The sequence below is a fragment of the Flagellimonas meridianipacifica genome, assembly GCF_003001695.1.
Lineage (GTDB): Bacteria > Bacteroidota > Bacteroidia > Flavobacteriales > Flavobacteriaceae > Flagellimonas > Flagellimonas meridianipacifica.
Window position 1 is genome coordinate 1,431,986 of the sequence record NZ_PVYX01000001.1, and the last position, 17,760, is coordinate 1,449,745.

The 17,760-nt window shown below is 39.8% G+C and carries 21 protein-coding genes; 3 read left to right on the plus strand and 18 right to left on the minus strand.

Annotated elements, in window-relative coordinates:
* Positions 1–28 precede the first annotated feature (28 nt).
* Both CLV81_RS06510 and CLV81_RS06515 read left to right on the plus strand, forming a co-directional pair.
* Positions 29–1,822, plus strand: a complete 1,794-nt coding sequence (locus CLV81_RS06510) for a GNAT family N-acyltransferase (protein ID WP_106144220.1) — start codon at positions 29–31, stop codon at positions 1,820–1,822.
* A gap of 1 nt (position 1,823) precedes the next feature.
* Positions 1,824–2,828 carry a carboxypeptidase-like regulatory domain-containing protein gene (locus CLV81_RS06515; protein ID WP_106144221.1) on the plus strand — a complete coding sequence of 335 codons (1,005 nt, stop codon included), beginning with the start codon at positions 1,824–1,826 and terminating at the stop codon, positions 2,826–2,828.
* On the opposite strand, the gene CLV81_RS06520 is transcribed toward CLV81_RS06515, so the two are convergent.
* From CLV81_RS06520 to CLV81_RS06565, 10 genes are all read right to left on the minus strand, one after another.
* Positions 2,825–3,247, minus strand: a complete 423-nt coding sequence (locus CLV81_RS06520; protein WP_106144222.1) for an arsenate reductase ArsC — start codon at positions 3,245–3,247, stop codon at positions 2,825–2,827. The two genes, CLV81_RS06515 and CLV81_RS06520, sit on opposite strands and share 4 nt — an antisense overlap.
* A gap of 19 nt (positions 3,248–3,266) precedes the next feature.
* The gene (locus CLV81_RS06525) at positions 3,267–3,758 is read right to left on the minus strand and encodes a GNAT family N-acetyltransferase (RefSeq protein WP_106144223.1); all 492 of its coding nucleotides are present in this window, start codon (positions 3,756–3,758) and stop codon (positions 3,267–3,269) included.
* A gap of 12 nt (positions 3,759–3,770) precedes the next feature.
* Complete coding sequence (locus tag CLV81_RS06530; RefSeq protein WP_106144224.1) at positions 3,771–4,271, minus strand: DUF6428 family protein; 501 nt, start codon at positions 4,269–4,271, stop codon at positions 3,771–3,773.
* 3 nt (positions 4,272–4,274) lie between these two features.
* Positions 4,275–4,598: an ArsR/SmtB family transcription factor gene (locus tag CLV81_RS06535; RefSeq protein ID WP_106144225.1), complete on the minus strand. Its 324-nt coding sequence runs from the start codon at positions 4,596–4,598 to the stop codon at positions 4,275–4,277.
* 83 nt (positions 4,599–4,681) lie between these two features.
* Entirely contained in the window at positions 4,682–5,119 is a 438-nt protein-coding gene (locus tag CLV81_RS06540) for a TM2 domain-containing protein (RefSeq protein WP_106144226.1), read from the minus strand.
* A gap of 55 nt (positions 5,120–5,174) precedes the next feature.
* Positions 5,175–5,561, minus strand: a complete 387-nt coding sequence (locus tag CLV81_RS06545) for a VOC family protein (RefSeq protein ID WP_106144227.1) — start codon at positions 5,559–5,561, stop codon at positions 5,175–5,177.
* Entirely contained in the window at positions 5,558–6,013 is a 456-nt protein-coding gene (locus CLV81_RS06550; RefSeq protein WP_106144228.1) for a DUF1801 domain-containing protein, read from the minus strand. The genes CLV81_RS06545 and CLV81_RS06550 overlap by 4 nt, the downstream gene beginning before the upstream one ends.
* A 7-nt stretch (positions 6,014–6,020) precedes the next feature.
* Positions 6,021–6,527 carry a DUF4199 domain-containing protein gene (locus CLV81_RS06555; protein ID WP_158259082.1) on the minus strand — a complete coding sequence of 169 codons (507 nt, stop codon included), beginning with the start codon at positions 6,525–6,527 and terminating at the stop codon, positions 6,021–6,023.
* A gap of 97 nt (positions 6,528–6,624) precedes the next feature.
* Positions 6,625–7,041 carry a response regulator transcription factor gene (locus CLV81_RS06560; RefSeq protein ID WP_106144230.1) on the minus strand — a complete coding sequence of 139 codons (417 nt, stop codon included), beginning with the start codon at positions 7,039–7,041 and terminating at the stop codon, positions 6,625–6,627.
* A 9-nt stretch (positions 7,042–7,050) separates the two neighbouring features.
* Positions 7,051–7,983, minus strand: a complete 933-nt coding sequence (locus CLV81_RS06565; protein WP_106144231.1) for a 2-hydroxyacid dehydrogenase — start codon at positions 7,981–7,983, stop codon at positions 7,051–7,053.
* A gap of 351 nt (positions 7,984–8,334) precedes the next feature.
* Between CLV81_RS06565 and CLV81_RS06575 the strand changes: the two genes are divergently transcribed.
* Positions 8,335–9,273 carry an NHL repeat-containing protein gene (locus tag CLV81_RS06575; RefSeq protein WP_146129843.1) on the plus strand — a complete coding sequence of 313 codons (939 nt, stop codon included), beginning with the start codon at positions 8,335–8,337 and terminating at the stop codon, positions 9,271–9,273.
* Between the two features lie 77 nt (positions 9,274–9,350).
* Here the strand turns inward: CLV81_RS06575 and CLV81_RS06580 are convergent, their stop codons facing one another.
* From CLV81_RS06580 to CLV81_RS06615, 8 genes are all read right to left on the minus strand, one after another.
* A complete protein-coding gene (locus CLV81_RS06580; RefSeq protein WP_106144234.1) occupies positions 9,351–9,716 on the minus strand; it encodes a cupin domain-containing protein in 366 nt (121 codons plus the stop codon).
* Positions 9,717–9,729: 13 nt separating this feature from the next.
* A complete protein-coding gene (gene mgtE / locus CLV81_RS06585) occupies positions 9,730–11,082 on the minus strand; it encodes a magnesium transporter (RefSeq protein WP_106144235.1) in 1,353 nt (450 codons plus the stop codon).
* Positions 11,069–11,920, minus strand: coding sequence for a 16S rRNA (adenine(1518)-N(6)/adenine(1519)-N(6))-dimethyltransferase RsmA (gene rsmA, locus CLV81_RS06590; RefSeq protein ID WP_106144236.1), 852 nt, complete (start codon positions 11,918–11,920; stop codon positions 11,069–11,071). Before rsmA ends, mgtE begins: the two co-directional genes overlap by 14 nt.
* Positions 11,921–11,987: 67 nt before the next feature.
* Positions 11,988–12,314: a DUF4286 family protein gene (locus tag CLV81_RS06595; protein WP_106144237.1), complete on the minus strand. Its 327-nt coding sequence runs from the start codon at positions 12,312–12,314 to the stop codon at positions 11,988–11,990.
* A 34-nt stretch (positions 12,315–12,348) separates the two neighbouring features.
* Complete coding sequence (locus CLV81_RS06600; RefSeq protein ID WP_106144238.1) at positions 12,349–14,133, minus strand: tetratricopeptide repeat protein; 1,785 nt, start codon at positions 14,131–14,133, stop codon at positions 12,349–12,351.
* A 53-nt stretch (positions 14,134–14,186) separates the two neighbouring features.
* Positions 14,187–15,458, minus strand: a complete 1,272-nt coding sequence (gene serS / locus CLV81_RS06605) for a serine--tRNA ligase (RefSeq protein WP_106144239.1) — start codon at positions 15,456–15,458, stop codon at positions 14,187–14,189.
* Between the two features lie 55 nt (positions 15,459–15,513).
* The gene (locus CLV81_RS06610) at positions 15,514–16,830 is read right to left on the minus strand and encodes an HTTM domain-containing protein (protein ID WP_106144240.1); all 1,317 of its coding nucleotides are present in this window, start codon (positions 16,828–16,830) and stop codon (positions 15,514–15,516) included.
* Positions 16,823–17,758, minus strand: a complete 936-nt coding sequence (locus CLV81_RS06615; RefSeq protein ID WP_106144241.1) for a bifunctional riboflavin kinase/FAD synthetase — start codon at positions 17,756–17,758, stop codon at positions 16,823–16,825. Before CLV81_RS06615 ends, CLV81_RS06610 begins: the two co-directional genes overlap by 8 nt.
* Between the last annotated feature and the right edge of the window lie 2 nt (positions 17,759–17,760).

Here is a 17,760-nt window from a genome sequence, read left to right on the forward strand (position 1 = left end):
ATCTTTACTTTTACCTAATTGATAAAGTATGGGGTTGGTTTCTGCCAAGGAAGTAGCTAAAGTAATAGGAGTCAATCGATATGGTTTTATTGGTACGTTCATAGGCTGGTTGTTGATGGTGGTCACAAAGATTACTACTATGAACAGCTTCTATTCCAAAAACAAAAATCTTTCAGGGACTGAGTTTTTGGATTCCATTCTTGAACATTATGAGATAGATTTTGAGATTCCTGAAGAGGATTTGAAAAGACTTCCCAAAACCGGACCCTACATCACTATAAGTAATCACCCTCTAGGTGGAATTGATGGGGTTCTTTTGCTAAAGCTGATGCTTAAAGAACGCGAAGATTTTAAGATAATCGCTAATTTCCTGTTACAGCGCATCGCTCCATTGAAACCTTTCATAATGCCCGTAAATCCTTTCGAAAATCATAAGGATGCTAAAAGTAGTGTGATGGGTTTTAAAACGGCATTGACCCATTTAAGAGACGGCCACCCCCTAGGAATTTTTCCAGCTGGCGAGGTTTCCACATACAGGGATGGTAAATTGGTTGTGGACAGACCTTGGGAAGAAGCGGCCATTAAATTAATTCGAAAGGCGGAAGTCCCTGTTGTTCCTATTTATTTTCATGCCAGAAACAGTCGACTTTTCTATCGTCTATCAAAAATTAATGATGTTTTTAGAACTGCAAAATTGCCATCAGAGCTAACTACCCAAAGCAGAAGGCCAATCAAAGTTAGGGTGGGTCAACCCATATCCGTAGCTTCTCAAAAAGAGGAGGAAACCTTGGAAGGTTTTACCGAATTACTTCGGAAGAAAACCTATTTGTTGGCCAATGCTTTTGAAAAAGAGCGGCTTATTGATAAGGTTCCCACAACCTTGAAAATCCCAAAAGCCCCAAAGAAGATTGCTTCGGCGGTGCGGGTTGAGGTCTTGGAAGGTGAGATTGAAAAGTTACGGGAAAAGGATTGTAGGTTACTGCAGAGCAAGAATTATGAGGTGTATTTGGCCCAAGAAAAGGAAATGCCGTTTATCCTTAAAGAAATAGGCCGGCAACGGGAGATAACATTTCGTGAAGTAGGCGAGGGTACCAATAACCCTATAGATTTGGACCAATTTGATTCGTATTATCACCATCTGTTTCTTTGGGATGATGAAGAAAAGGCCATAGTAGGGGCATATAGAATGGGACTGGGCAGTCATATTTTCAAAAACTATGGCATTGACGGATTCTATCTTCAGGACCTGTTCCGGTTTGAACCAGAATTATATGATATGATGAGCAAGTCCATTGAAATGGGGCGGGCATACATAGTAAAGGAATACCAACAGAAACCAATGCCTTTATTTTTACTTTGGAAAGGTATCGTACATACAACCTTACGATTCCCTGAGCATAAATATTTGATTGGAGGCGTGAGTATAAGCAACCAATTTTCCAATTTTTCAAAATCCCTGATGATTGAATTCATGAAATCCAATTATTGGGATCCCTATGTGGCACAATACATCCGTCCCAAAAAAGAATTCAAAGTACAGCTGAAGGACGCGGACAAGGAGTTCGTTTTCGATGAAACCCAAGCGGACCTAAATAAATTTGATAGATTGATAAGCGAAGTTGAACCCGGCAGTTTAAGGTTACCGGTGCTTATAAAAAAGTATATCAAGCAAAATGCAAAGGTAGTTGCGTTTAATGTAGACCCGCTCTTTAACAATTCAGTAGATGGATTGATGTACATTAAGATTGCCGATTTGCCTGAAAGTACGGTAAAACCGGTTATGGAAGAATTTCAGGCAGAGCTGGAACGGAAAACCGTGTAGCATGGGAACAAGAATTTTGCTTTTTACCCTTTGCTCTTTTATGATTACGTTTGAGTCCTTACTTGCACAGGATTATCTTACCGGTCAGGTAATCAGTGCCTCTTCAAATGAACCACTTTCCCACGTATCCATTTTTTACGATGGTACTACGCTCGGAACTACGACTAATGAGGCCGGGTTTTTTGAAATAAGATGGGTAAAAGGTCTTTCATCCCCTTTGATAATAAGTTTTATCGGTTTTGAGAGCATTGAAATTGATGAAATAGAGTCCTCAGATTTAGGTGTGCTAAAACTGAAACCAAAAACTGTTGAGCTTAACGAGGTGGTTTTGGAAGAAGATATTTGGAGCAGGGAAAAGAAACTTGCCATCTTCTTGGAAGAATTTCTTGGAACTACAAAAGCCGGTTTGGAATCAACCATTATGAACCCAGAGGCTTTGATACTTAGGTTTTCAAGTGCAGAAAAAACACTTTATGCTTTTTCAGATAAACCATTACTTATTACAAACCCTTATTTGGGTTATTCAATAAGTTGCGTGTTGGAAAATTACGAAACCAAGTTTGTGGATATTGATGAAAAAAGGCCGGATGTAGAGGTTACAATTTTTTCTACCAGAACCCTTTTTAGTGAAAACAAGGGAAAAAAGATTGACAAAAGAAGAAGAAAGGCCTATGAAGGCTCCGTGCTTCATTTTATGCGGTCTCTTGCCAGCAAGGACCTTGAAAAACAAGGGTTTAGAGTGTTCAGTGGCGGATTTCAGATTGACCCTTATAGCAGACTAAAGCTCAAAAGCTTGAAGTTATATACAGAAGTAACAGTTCTTAAAAAAATACTGTATATCCAATTTGAAAACAGGAAAAATTCGTTGATGAAATCGGAATCATCCATTTTTTTTATTGATGATTACGGGAATCATAGACCAACCAAGAGTGTCCTTTTTGGTGGTGAAATGGGCACCTATAGACTGGCAAACCTACTGCCCTTAGATTATCGCCCTGTAGACTAATTGGTCAGCTCCTCTTTTACAAATTCATACATAAAATCTTTGATTTCCTCCCTGGTTTTCAAAAAGGCTTCATGGATTTCTTCCCTGGTTCCTTTAACCTTAGAAGGGTCTGAAAAATTGTGGTGAATTCGTTCTGCATTTTTTGAAGGGATAAATGGACAGTTTTCCTTGGCATGATCGCAAACTGTAATGATATAATCCCATTCTATGCCTTCATATTCATCCACGTGGTTTGAAGTATGGTTGGAAATATCAATTCCATCTTCTTCCATTATGGAAACCGCTCCTGGGTTCAATCCATGGGTTTCTATTCCCGCGCTATATACGTTGGCCAAAGAATCTTGGAAATAATTCAGATAGCCATGTGCCATTTGACTTCTACAGGAATTACCTGTGCAAAGAACCAATACGTTTTTCATTATACTGTTGATTTGATGATTAATCTATACCTATTTTATCGCTTCGTTTTTCGAATAGAAAATTGTCCTTCCAGATTCCATGGATTTTGGCAACACGTTCGCGTTTGCCAATAAACCTAAACCCCACTTTTTCATGAAGTGCAATGCTGGGCTGATTTTCTGGAAAAATTCCTGATTGAATGGTCCAAAATCCGGCCTCTTCACTTTCTGTGACCAACTGTTTCAGGAGAGCTTTGCCGACACCTTTGCCTCTGCTATTCTCACCGATATATACGCTAACTTCTCCAACCCCTCCATAAACACATCTGCTCGATACAGGTGACAGGGCCGCCCATCCCAAAATTAGCCCACCATCTTCAGCTACCAATCTGCAGGAGTCTACATGTGCATTATCCCAACTTTCATAAGAAGGAACTTGCTGCTCAAATGTGGCAAAACCAGTTTCTATACCTTCAGAATAAATGCGGGCCACTTGGTCCCAATCAGAAGCGTGCATGCTACGAATCTTCATGATGTCGCAAATTTAACAACAACCACTGCCAGGAGCACATGAACTTACTGTTGTTTTTAAGTTATTTTCTTCAACAGTTTCAGGAACCCCACAGGTGTCTTTTGCTTTGCAATCGGTTTTTTGTACAGAAAGCAAAAACTTAAGCGCATCCTCGGTAACGGAATAGCCGGAAACATAAAGTTGTGCGGTATGAAACTCATTGTTGCTATATTCCAGTTTAAGTTCGGCATCCTTAACCATAGGTTTTATGCGATTTACCTTGTTTAAAATCCCCAAGGCTTTCGAGGCGGACATAAATTCTGTTTTACCCAGCTCTGAAGGACTTTCCCACAATTGGACTACCGTTTCTTTCCAAAAATCGGTTCCAGTTCCACAGTCTACAGAGTCAACGGTGATGTTCTTTACCTCGGTGATGTGATAATTGGCCTTTACCAAAGCGCCCGGTTTGTATTCGAACAATAGACTTTTTTGTCTGTTTTCTTGTAATACGGATAAAAATTCTTGAGTGTTCATAGATTAACAACAGTTAAGGTTAATATTGGAAAAGAAATTATTGAAAGCTTGCTGTAGTTCCAACCATCTTTCTTGGTCAATACAGTAGCACAAGTTTTTACCTTCGTAAGTTCCCTTGAGCAAGCCAATTTTTTTGATTTCATTGAGATGCTGGGAAATTGTAGGTTGGGCCAAACCTATTTCATCCACTAAATCATTGCAAATACAGCCTTCTTGTTTACTTATGTATTCCAAAATGGCAATACGTGCAGGATGAGCTAAAACTTTGGCCGCTTGAGCCAATTCATTTTGTTGGATGGAAAAGATATGTGTTTTGGAACTACCCAATGTGATTTAAATTTAATATTGCAATATTACGATAATAATATGAAATAAAAAAGCCAGAGGAATTTTTCTGGCTTTTCCGATTCTTAGAACCAAGGTTTTTTGCCCGCTTGATAGGTGTTATAGAATTCTTCATCCGACTTGGTCAAATAAATGATTCCTTCAATAAGCCCGATAAGGCCCGTTGCCCAAACCAAGAATACACCTACTCCAACACATGTAAGCACCATACCTACAACTGTTATGCCCAACAAGATGAAGCCTTCTTTTTGATACCCTAAAATGAATTTGTGGATTCCCAGTGAACCCACAATAATTGCAAGAATGCCTACAAGGATTTTTTTATTTTCCCCTTGAGTGGCACCTTTCAATCCTTCGCCAAATTCTTTGGCCGTCTCTTTGGCTTCTTTACTAAAGTCACTAGCTGCTTCCTTGGCATCTTCAGCAGCATCTTTCGCAGCTTCTTTGGCTTTGTCAAAAGCTTCTTCTGCCTTATCTCCTAAATCTTTTTTTTCTTCAGACATGGTATTTTATTTTTTGTTGGTTGTACATGCCTAAAAATAAACATTATTTTGCTTGTTAAAGGAAAGCTTTATCAACAGGTTCCCAAAGTTCAATTTTATTCCCTTCAGGGTCTAGAATCCATCCGAACTTGCCATAATCGTATTCCTCAACTTTATCGATTACCGTAACCCCTTCAGATTTTAATACTTCCAATAGCTCTTTGAGGTTTTCCACCCTAAAGTTCATCATAAACTGCTTTTCGCTAGGACTGAAATATTCCGTGTCTTCCTTGAAAGGGCTCCACTGCGTCATACAGTCTTTTCCATCTTTATCCTTCCACCAAAAACTCCATCCGTAATTGTCCACAGGTATGCCTAAATGTGTCTTGTACCAAGTTTTGATGTGATCAGGGTCTTTGGACTTAAAGAAAAATCCTCCTATTCCGGTTACTCTATTTTTCATTTTTTGATGTTCTTTTCATATAAATTAATCCAATCTTCAGGGGTCATTTTTTGACATAGCTCTGCAATAAGTTTATACGGAATGTTTTCCATTTTCTTGAATCTGATACAGCTCTTACCCATATCCAATTTGGTCTTCACGTATTTTGGATACTCGCCCACAAACCAATCCAATAGTTTTTTATCCGCATATATCCCTGAATGGTACAAAGCCACAAAGTTCTTCTGTGAAGCAATATTGATAAAGGGTAACGGCAGTTTTGGGTCACAATGATATCCATTCGGATAAAGGGAATGGGGTACAACATAACCTATCATTTTATAGCTAATGCATTCTTCAAAGCCCTTCGGCAAATTTTCTTTAATGGACTTTCTTAATATGGATACTGCTTCCTTTCTTTCTTGTGGAAGTTTGGCAATGTATTCATCCGGAGTTTTTGCATCTATGGTCATGGTAAAATTATTTTCGTTGCAATATCAGTGCAGAAAGTAATGAAACAATAAATCCGATTACAAAAACGGTTAAGGCCATGAACAGAAATGTCATTAAAGGATTGGCAAAGAGTTCTTTTTGGGCATCCATCTCCGCCTTTTTTACCTCAAATTCTTCGGCAGGCATGGTTTCTTCCATGGTTTTAAGGGTTTGCGAGTAGTATGTGTCCATAAAGTCAGGATTCAAAACCTCTGTATAGATGACATCCAAAACCCCAAACACCAATGCAGTGATAAGACTTATGAGTAGACCGATGACCAACGCGTTTTTGAAACTGACCTTTCCTTCATTTTCTTTATCCCTATAATGCTTGATTCCAAAAAAGACAAAGCTTAAAGACAAAATCATGGATAGGTATCCAAGAGCTTCTTGGGTTGATAAAGGCAAATCATCAAGGACAAACCAACTGACCAAAAAAAGGCCACAAATGGCTATCGCTCCATATATACCATATTTGATTACTGTTTTTTTCATACGGTTCGGTTTTAAGTTTGGTCCAAAGGTAGAAGAGGAGGTAGTTTTGGAACTCATACTAAAGTACCAAAAGTGTGGTACTTTGGTACAAAAAGGGCTATTCCGTAATGATTTTAAGCTCTTTTGCCTTTTGGATGGCCTGGGTTCTGCGTTTTACATCCAATTTTACCAACAAATTCGAGACATGGGTTTTGATGGTGCTTTCGGAAAGATGTAGTTTTTCTCCTATTTCTCTGTTGGATAGTCCTTTTATCACTTGTTCCAATACCTCATATTCTCTTTTGCTTATACCAAGGTCTTCCAATTTCTTAAGGTCTATTGGAATAGGTTTTGAACCATCTTTTGTAAGTCCCTTTTTATTGATGTAAACACCGATAACGAAAAACAAAACGGCAATAATGGAAATCAACAGTTCAATGTTGAGATTCCCAGACCGATAGGAATACTCGCTTAATTTGAATAGAACTAGGAGGGCGATTATAAGGGAAGAAAAAACGAATACGGTTTTTTTCACACCATAAATTTAACAAAAGCGCTCTTTGATTTTATCGACTATGGTTTGGGCCAGCTTTTCCTTGCTTTCAAAGGTCCAGCCTGCCACATGCGGCGATAGCATGACATTCTTGGCCTTTCTCAAATATTTAAAAGCCTTTGGCTTTTGCAAGAACATATTTTCAAAGGACTTTTTCTCATACTCCAAAACATCCAAACCAGCGCCCAATACCTTTCCAGTCTTTAGGCCTTTTACTAAATCTTCCGTTACTACGCATTTGCCCCGGGCGGTATTTATAAACCAGAAAGGCTTGTGAAACCCTTCAATGAAATCTTTATTTATCATACCCAAAGTAGACTCGGTTTGGGGGACGTGTAGGCTAACAACGTCTGATTTTTGTTGGAACTCCATAATCCCGACCTGTCTTGCATTTTCATCTCCAACACCTCCGATTATGTCATAGCAGATAATCTCAACATCAAAGCCCCTTAGCTTTTTGGCAAAAGCCTTGCCCATATTTCCATAGCCCAATATACCCACTGTCTTACCATCCAATTCCACACCCCTGTTTCCTTCTCTGTCCCACTTTCCCTTTCTAACTTCTCGATGTGCTTTGTTCAATTTGTTTAGCAAGGACAGTAACATGCCAAGAGCATGCTCACCCACTGCATTTCGGTTTCCTTCAGGTGCAGAAGCAAGGAAGATGTCTTTTTGTTTTGCATATTTTGTGTCAATATTCTCCAGTCCGGCACCAACACGACCAATGAACTTTAAGTTTGTGGCTCTATCCAAAAAACTTTGGTCCAGAGTAAACCTACTGCGAATTATCACACCATCATATTCATGTATCTTCTTTTCTATCTCTTCTTTAGAGGAGGTATAATCTTCATGGTTTTCAAAGCCGAGTGCCGCCAACTGATCTATTAAAAGAGGGTGGTTGGTATCCAGGTGGAGTACTTTCATAAAAAATGCGTCTTGTCGCAATTTACAATTTCCGAATAAATTTCAAATGCCAAATAATTGGAAGAGTTACTATATACATTCGGTCGAAATTTGAATAAACACGACTTAAATTGCAGAATTGATTCATAGCGATGGTTAATTTCAATTCAATAGACCTTGTGGTACTGCTAAACAATGTTCAAAGGTCTTTTTTTGACAATTACTTTGCCAATACTTCATCAAAAAAGAACCGGCCTACAATAATTCAATTACCGAAACAAAATGGAGGTATAGTTTGTTCCGCTGTATACATTGGGGCGATTGGCCTTGGTTTTCCTTTTAAACTAGCGGTAAACTTTAAAGAAAAACCTCATGAAAACAATCAAACTCAATTCATTAAAGGGAATCATGGTTTTTTCCATTTCCCTACTTTTTTTATCATCATGTACAGATGATTTTATCGGAAAGATTTCCGAAAAAGCCTCAGTGGAAACCGTAGTGCCCAACTTCGCAGGTAATGATGGTGTTTCCATCGACAGACAGGGAAATGTATTGACAAGTAATTTTGGCAACTTTTCGGGAACGGAAGTTTTTCGTACCATGCCGAGAACTGGAGAATTCGAGGTTGCCGTGGATAGTGTTTTTGCACCTACTGGAAACGCAGTAGACCGACGCGGGAACATTATCGTAGTAAACAATATCCGCTTTACGGCTCAAAATGATGGTAGTACCGAAGCAGATGTGTTAAAAGTAGCTCCAGATGGTACCCGAACCGTGCTGGCGACCTTACCTGGGTTTCCTGCCGGCCTCACCTTGGACCACAAGGGCAACGCCTATGTTACAAACCTCAATCTTCCCGTGGTACATAAGGTCACCCCTCAAGGTGAGGTAAGTATTTATGCAGAAGATGCTCGGATAGCGGGTTCTATAGGGCTAGATTTTGATAATAAAGGTAATCTGTATATAGGTAATTTTGCATCAGGGGAAATAATCAAGGTATCAGTAAGTGGTACCTTAGAATCCCTGGCCACCCTGCCAACCGTGGTTGAAGGTTTTGTGTTGGGTTATTTAACCCATTTTGCGGGATCCCTTTTTGTAACCGCCATTGGAGAAAATGTAATCTATAGAGTTACCTTGTCGGGAGATATTTCAGTGTTTGCAGGTACCGGTGAATTGGGCGCAACAGATGGGTCTTTGGAAGAGGCCTCTTTTAATGCTCCCAACGGAATAGCGGTAGACCCCTTGAGAAGGATAATTTATATCTCCGAATTTGGAGCAGGTGGTGGATTGAGGTCGATTAAACTTAAGTAGTGTGACCAGTTGTTGAGGAACACCGGTGGTTTTTTTAAAAATCACTGGTGTTCTATTTTTTTATGATTTAGGAGCGGTTATATTTTCGGGTATTCCGTTTGGGTCATTTCATGTTGGACGTTACCTGTATGGGCTGTATCAAGTTTTTCAAACAATAATAAATGCACTTCTTCCCCGTCTTTGGTGGAAGGGCAGTGTTCCACTCCTTTGGGTACAACAATAATCTCTCCTTCTTTCACTTCTTCCGTTCTGTCCCGAAACTTCATATACAGCGTCCCTTTCAGGACCTGAAAAAGTTCATCTTCATTGTCATGTGAATGCCAAACAAATTCTCCCTGTACTTTGGCCAAGATTACCTGCATGTCATCCACCGTGGCAATTTGGTGGGGATGCCATTGTTTTGAAAAGGCAGCATGTTTTTCCTTTAGATTGATAGGTTTCATACAATAAGCTGATTTAGATTCCTAAAATAATTTTTGCAATCCAGAAATAGATAAGGATTCCGAAAATATCATTACTGGTGGTAATAAAAGGCCCAGTCGCTATAGCTGGGTCAATTCCACGTTGATTTAAAAAAAGTGGTATAAAAGTGCCGATTATTCCAGCTACCACAATCACGGCAACCAAAGAAATGGAGATGGCCATTGCAGTTGATAAGTCACCTTTCCATATCCAAGTGAAGAACAACAGCAAAATAGCAAGAATCAATCCATTTAAAAGGGCCAAAAGCATTTCTTTCCATAGGCGATTTCCAACACTTCCTTTAAGGTCATCATTGGCCAAACCTTGCACTATGATTGCGCTGGACTGTACTCCGACGTTTCCTGCCATTGCAGCAATAAGTGGGGTGAAGAAAAAAAGTATGGCGTGTTGTGCTATCATCTCTTCAAAGCCACCCATAATGGCCGCTGCCCCCAATCCGCCAAACAATCCTAAAATCAACCAAGGTAAGCGGGCACGCGTCAATTCCCAAATACTATCGTCCGCTTCCACATCTTGGGAAATACCCGCGGCCAATTGATAATCCTTATCCGCTTCTTCACGAATAACATCGACAATATCGTCAATGGTGATGCGACCTACCAAACGTCCAATTTCGTCTACCACAGGTATTGCCTCCAAATCGTATTTGGACATGATTTTGGCCACTTCTTCACCCTTTTCATTGACGGTAACAGAATCTACTTTAGGAATGTAAACATCTTTGATGTGCGTCTTAGTGGATGTTGTCAAAAGGTCCTTTAAGGAGAGTCTCCCTTTTAATTTGCCTTCATCGTCCACTACATAAATGGAATGGACTCGGGTTACATTCTCAGCTTGAGCCCTCATTTCCTTGACACAGGTAAGCACATTCCAGTTTTCATTGACTTGAACCAACTCCTTTGCCATAAGACCCCCTGCGGTATCTTCATCGTAGCGTAACAGGTCTACAATATCCTTCGCATGTTCCTTGTCCTCAATTTCAGAGATGACCTTCTGAACAATATCCTTGGGCAGTTCACTGACAATGTCGGCCGCGTCATCCGTGTCCAGCTCCTCCAACTCTCCGGCAATCTCTTTTACCGATAGATTGTTAAGAACGGCCTCACGCATATCCTCGTCCATCTCCGCAAGAATATCCGAGGTTTTTTCGCTGTCCAATAGCTTAATGAGATAGGTAGCCTCTTCAACTTCAAGCTCATCCGCAATTTCGGCGATATCCGCATAGTGAAACTCCTTCATCATGAGTCGCAAATCGCCATTTTTGCGGTCTGCAATCAGTTGTTGGATTTCAACAAGAAGCTCATCTGTAAGTTTAAACGGAGTCATTGGCTATCTGCTGTGTCAGTGAAACAAAATCAGCTACATCAAGCTGTTCAGGACGCTGACCAAAGATAGTATCTTCTTTTAGATTATCGGAGAGATTGAAGGTTTTAAGGCTGTTTCGCAAAGTCTTTCTCCTTTGGTTGAAAGCAGCTTTCACAACTTTAAAGAACAGATGCTCATCGCAAGGGAGTTTATACTCATTTTTGCGTGTAAGGCGCAATACTCCCGACTGAACTTTTGGCGGTGGGTCAAACACTTGGGGATGAACCGTGAAAAGATATTCGGCCTTATAAAAGGCTTGGACCAAAACGGATAAAATCCCATAAGTTTTGCTTCCTGATGTTTCGCAAATACGCTGGGCGACTTCTTTTTGGAACATTCCTGAAAACTCAGGGATTTGGTTGCGCATTTCCAAAACCTTGAAAACAATTTGGCTTGAAATATTGTAGGGAAAATTACCGGTTATTGCGAATTGCTCATCACCATAAAGTTGCTTTAAATCAAACTTTAGAAAATCAGCCTCAATCACATTGAGTCTATTGTTCTTTTCTAAAACGTTTGGGTGTTCCAGCGGAAAACTATGATTGAGATAAACTATGGATTCGGCATCCAAATCCATTGCTACTAAGTCTAAATCCCTTAAAAGAAGATATTTTGTCAATACGCCCATACCTGGGCCAATTTCCAAAACATTGGTATATCCCTCTAGGGATAGGGTTTCCGCAATACGCTTGGCTATAGCTTCATCTTTCAAGAAATGTTGACCAAGATGCTTCTTTGCCTTTACTAGGTTTTCGTCATGTCCATTTGGGGTAGGTTTTTTTTTCTTTTTTTTGGACACGGTAGGTTTTTTTGCAAGTTACTGGGATTTTTTGACTTGGATTAGAGTCGGTTTCGAAAAAGCCGTTTTACAGATTTTGCGGAATCTGTTGACTTACCACCTCCAGTTCAGTTCGGAAAGCCACAAATTTGTCTGCAAAAAGCTTCAAGCCATCTTGCCTTAATCTATCTGCATCTTCTTTATAATAGGCTTCTAGTGTAGACCGGTCTTTCGTGGTATATTGAATGGAATATGAAGTTCCTCCCATTTCCTCCTCAACAAGTATTCGGGTCATTTTGGCATGGGAAAACTTGCCTGTGGCCAACATATCTGGAATATGTTTATCCCGCATCCAATTCAACCAATCATCATGGGCAGAGTCATCTATGTTTATGGTAACATTATAAATGAGCATGAAACAAAGCTTTTCGCTCTAAAAGTAGGGAGAATTAGTTAATGATATCACCTCGTAGCCTTCTAAAATGCTTCCTGGCTTTAGGGAAGTAATAGCTATCTTGATAGTTATAAATAATTTTTTCGTACTGAATTTTGGCATTTTCAGGCTCATCGAGCACATTTCTGTACAGTTCGCCCAAGGCGAAGTGGGCATCATCCGCCAAAATACCGTCCGCATAGAACTCGGTAATTTTTTTATAGTTGAATTCGGCATCCTTGTATTTGCCAATAGTTTCAAGTAACTCACCTTGTTTTAGCAAAGCCTCATCCTCAATTTTTTCACCTTTGTGATTTTGAAGAATATCTTCCAATGAATCTATGGCTTCGTTGGTTTTGTTCTGATAGGCCAGCAAATCGGCTCTTGCATATTTTTTAAGTGCGGTTTGGGTTGAATCTTCTAGTGAATTATCGGAAATAAGCAAACTCAATTGCATGGCGTCATTGGCAATGAGCTGAGAAGTAGAGCCTCGTAAGACCTTAAGTTGGGTCAAAGCCCAGTCAAAATCCCCTTTATAGAAACTTGTCTGCGCTACTTTGTAACGAGCATCTTGACCCAAAACATCGTTTTTTAGGCTTTTTTGAATCTGGGTGAAGTAAATGAGCGCTTGATTGAATTTTTGGTCGAATACCAAAATATCGCCAAGAGCCATCTTTATGTAGGCTTTGGGCATTCTTCCCATGGGAAGTTCCAGGCTTTCCTTCAGCATGGAAATCGCTGGTTTTGGAGTGTTCTTTTTGAAGGTCAAAAAGTTGGCATAGGCAATCTGAAGCTGCTGGGTTTGACTTTGATTACCATACTCCAAAATCAAATCCTGGTATTTTTTTTCTGCGGATACCAAAGCTTTTGGACTAATTTCCATCAACTCAATGTCAATAAGGTTCAGATTTGCATTAAGTTTGGTGACAGGGTCATTTGCGTTCTCAACCACAAATTCAAAGACTTCAACAGCACTATCCGTATCCCGGTCCTCCAAAGCAATATGGCCGAGACTCTCCATACGTTCCATTGAAGTTATTTCTGAGCGTTTATAGATGGCCTTTTCTTGGTTAAATGCACTTTTGTACTGCTTTTGTTGTATAAACAGCCAGCTTAAAAGTTCATTCCAAAGGATATCCGGGTTCTTTTGTGCGTTTTTTAATAACACCTTTCTCAGGGTTACATTATTTGGTTGCGAAGCATCTTCCGAAATAAACTCGTCTATGTTCCTTAGAACATTTGACCTGGACGTTCTTCCGTCAACGATGAGATTCAGATAGGCCTGGTACATTTTTTCAATATTGCCTTGTTCACCATAGATTCGGGCCAGTTGAAAGTCGTAGTTCAAATCCGGCTTTAAGTCCATGGCTCTGGAATACGCTTTTATTGCTTGGTCCAAAAGAGCATATTTTTGAAAACGATACCCTACGCTATATCCAAAATTTGGGTTTTCATCAATTTTCAATAAAGCTTTTTCATAATATTCAGCCGCCTTTTCAGGCTGATTCTGTAATGCATAATTGTAGCCCAGCTCAATGAAAAAAGTGGGAAACGCATAGGATTCTTCTACTTTTTTAAGAAGAAAGTTTTCGGCATCCTCATAGCGTTCCAATTGCTGGTAACAGGCTACCAGACCTTCACCGTAATCAGTTCTTCGTGGATTTTTTTTGGCCAATTTTTCGAAAAAGACAACCGCTTTTTCATACTCTCCATCATTGAAGTATTGCTTGGCCAAAAAGTCTTCTTGACCATAAGAATGGGAAAAAAGTAGAAATATAGCTATGATACCTATCCATCGCATCGTCTAAATATAACGGGGAAAGATTGATTTTTATGTTAATTGAATCTCAAAAATCAACGTATACTGTCGAATCCACAGTAGGGTATTAGGACCTCAGGGATTTCTATCCCATCTTTAGTTTGATAGTTTTCCAGGATTCCAGCCAAGACCCGCGGCAGTGCTAAAGAGCTTCCGTTTAGGGTATGAGCTAATTGACTTTTTCCATTTTTATCCTTGAACCTAAGTTTAAGTCGGTTCGCTTGGAAGGTTTCAAAATTGGAGACCGAACTAATTTCCAGCCAGCGGTCTTGCGCGGTGGAAAACACTTCAAAATCAAAAGTTAGGGCAGAGGTAAACCCTAAATCACCACCACATAACCTTAAGATTCTGTAAGGCAGTTTAAGGTCTCTTAGAATATCTTTTACATGTTCCACCATACCATCCAAGGCTTCATATGAAGCGTCAGGGTGTTCTATCCTAACCAGCTCAACTTTATCAAATTGGTGCAGTCGATTGAGCCCTCTTACATGGGCACCATAGCTGCCCGCTTCTCGCCTAAAACATGGAGTGTACCCTGTATATGTAATCGGAAAATCCTTTTCGGATAGCAAATCTCCTCGGTGCATATTGGTAATCGGAACTTCGGAGGTAGGAATAAGATATAGGTCGTCTTCTTGAACGTGGTACATCTGTCCCTCCTTATCAGGCAGTTGACCTGTGCCATATCCTGATGCTTCATTTATCATAAGAGGTGGTTGTACTTCAAAATATCCCGCATCGGTATTTTTATCCAAGAAATAGGAAATCAAGGCACGCTGTAGTCGAGCGCCTTTACCCTTATATATGGGAAAACCAGCTCCTGTAATTTTCGCACCAAGTTCAAAATCGATAAGGTCATATTTTTTGGCCAATTCCCAATGGGGAAGTGCATCTTCGCTCAATTTCGGAATGTCACCTTCTCTAAAAACCTCTTCGTTGTCCTCATCTGAACTTCCGGGGGGCACCGATTCATGAGGGACATTGGGTATTAGGTATAGGTTTTGCTGAAGTGCCTCAGCAGCTTGATTCAAATCCTCATTCAGTTGTTTAGAACTTTCTTTTAGTTCTGCAGTCTTTGCCTTTAAGAGGTTTGCCTCTTCAGCTTTTCCAGACTTGTATAGGGTGCCGATTTCTTTGGACAGCTTATTGGACTCAGCCAACGAACTATCCAGCTTTGCTTGAATAGAGCGTCTTTTTTCATCCAAATCCAATACGGTTTCCAGTATGGATTCCGCATCAAAGTTTCGCTTTTTCAATGCTTTGCAAACTGCATCTTTATTTTCCCGTAGAACCTGTAATTGAAGCATGGGCTGAGTTTTTGAACGGCAAATTTACATCAATCTGTGAAAGAAGAACAAGGGATTAGTCGCTTTGTGATGGTCGAATCCACTCATTGTGCGAAAAGTGCTTCCATGGCACGTTGGCTAAATCAACCTTAGGGTCGATAAACTCTGAAAATTTACTTTGGTTGACCCTTACCTTATTGATGGCAAATACTTGAATATCCTCTCCTTTTTTTGCGTACTCTTTTTTGAGATATTGGGCAAATTGCCAAGCAAAATCTGGATAACAAGCCACTTTTCGTTTCTGTTTCTTGGTCAAATGGTCATTAAGCTTTACATATTCGGATTTGCCATTTTCTTTGTTCACTACTTTAAAGCGGATGTTGCCTGAACGGCTACGCAGCATCATTCGCCAGCTTAAACGATGCCCCTCCTCAGTCCAGAGCACATCATCGGGAAAGGTATGATGGCGAAGTGGAAGCAGAACTTGGATTACAAAGTATATACCCAGTGCACTAACAATCCATTTACTGTACTTAGGAAAAGAGATTTCTTGTGGGATTTCCACTTTTTTCTTTTTCAAGAAAATGTTTCGAATGGTTTGGGGTTCATAAAAAAAGACTATGAACGCTAGGGATAAATATGGGAATATCCCTATTTGGAAAACAATGCTATTGAACAAATGGAAGAAAATGGAAAATATGAAGGCAATATTTCTGGTCGGTTTCCAAAGTAAAGCCGGGACCACCAAAAGGTCAAAGAAAATCCCGAAGAACCCTATGATTTTGTGAACCCATTTTTGCTGTAGCAAATCACCAATCAAATAATAATCCTTCTTGCCACTCATCAAAATCTCAATGATGCTAAAATCCAACCAATCACCATATAATTTGGCGATAGAGGCATAGGTGTACACGATAAAAAGTTGAAGTATGATAATCCAACGAAAATAATTGGACATGCTATGCGACCTAAAGTCAGGATTCAATTTACTGTCCAATGATACATCTCTATGGGCTGGAAACATGGCCATAATAAAGCCCAAAAGCATTAATAAGTAATAGTGGTTATTATAGGATGTTTTTTGCATTAGGTACACTCCAGCCCACATGAAGGCAAAAGTGAATGCACTGAAACGATATTTATACCCAATGGTAATCAATATGCCCATGATGCCCATGACAACAAAGTAGATGTACATTCCATTACCGGGTAAAGGTTGCAACCATTCAAACCCAATAAATGAAAAGGTGAATTTCGGTTCAATAAAGGTTCTACGTACCCAACCCGTGGCAATGGCTCCAAAAGCTTCGGCACAAATCAATAGTCCGTAGAAAATCCTAAAAACCACTAATTGCGCATTGTCTATTTTTTTAAACAGAAATTGATTAAGCATAGTGTTCATCAATTAGTTGCAATGATTTCTGTTTGTCTTTTTCCAATTGTTTCCGTAATTCTTCCACAGAATCAAACTTGTGCTCATCCCTAAGGCGATGCAGTAACTTTACCTGGACAGATTTGTTGTAGAGGTCCGCATTTATATGAAAAAAATTAACCTCAATGGTTTGTTCTTTTCCAGAGACTGTAGGATTGCTCCCAATGTTCATCATCCCAAAATACTCACTGGAATCCAAAGTGCCCTTAACGACATAGACTCCTTTTTTTGGAATGAGTTTGTAGGACTCCTTTATATGAATGTTGGCGGTGGGGAATCCAAATTGCTTACCTAACCCTTTACCTGCCTTAATAGTGCCGGAAAGTGTATAGGGATAACCCAAATAAGCATTTGCCGTAGCAATATCACCTTCCAACAAAGCGTTTCTGATTTTGGTCGAACTTACGGAAACATCATCTATTTCTTGAGCAGGTATTTCCTCCACCTCAAAATCCAGACTGTTACCAAAACCAATTAAATCTTGAATACTGGCATTCCGATTTCTTCCAAATCGGTGGTCATACCCAATGATGATTCTTTTGGTGTTCAGAGTATTTACCAAAATATCGCGAACAAATTCGGTGGCAGACAATCGGGAAAACTCCTTGGTAAATGGGTGGATAATTAGATAATCCAGTCCCAAACTCTTCAGAATTTCAATCTTTTCGTCAAGTGTGTTAAGAAGTTTGATTTCAGTGTCTTTCTGCAAAACCATTCTGGGATGGGGGAAAAAAGTAAGTACCGTGGATTTGTGCCCGGCGGTTTTGGCATCATTTATGAGGCGTTCCAGTATCTTCCGATGTCCAATATGTACACCGTCAAAAGTGCCTATGGTCACGGCAGTTGAAATTGAACTTTTGAATTGGGATATGCCTTGAATTGTCTTCACCT